The sequence below is a fragment of the Bradyrhizobium uaiense genome (assembly GCF_010811875.1).
Taxonomy (GTDB): Bacteria; Pseudomonadota; Alphaproteobacteria; order Rhizobiales; family Xanthobacteraceae; genus Bradyrhizobium; species Bradyrhizobium uaiense.
In genome coordinates this window covers 1-237 of the sequence record NZ_VKHP01001099.1, presented here as the reverse complement: position 1 = coordinate 237, position 237 = coordinate 1, and the positions used below count along the sequence as shown (strand labels likewise).

Sequence of the window (237 nt, the reverse complement as noted above, 5' to 3'; positions counted from 1 at the left end):
CTTCACCGGGCTTACGATGTACGACGCGCTGACGATGTGGGACCTGTCGTCGTCGGACAAGGCGAGCGCGCTGATCCCGGGCCTGGCGACCGAATGGAAGGTCGACGATGCCGACAAGACCAAGTGGCGCTTCACCCTGCGCAGGAACGTGAAATTCCACGACGGTAGCGACTTCAACGCCGATGCCGTGATCTGGAATCTCGACAAGGTGCTGAACGACAAGGCACCGCAATTCGA

The 237-nt window shown here is 60.3% G+C and carries 1 protein-coding gene; it reads left to right on the top strand.

Annotated elements, in window-relative coordinates; all coding sequences use genetic code 11:
- Nucleotides 1–237, top strand: a 237-nt coding sequence (locus tag FNJ47_RS48935; protein WP_236000651.1) for an ABC transporter substrate-binding protein, incomplete at both ends; no start/stop codon positions are given.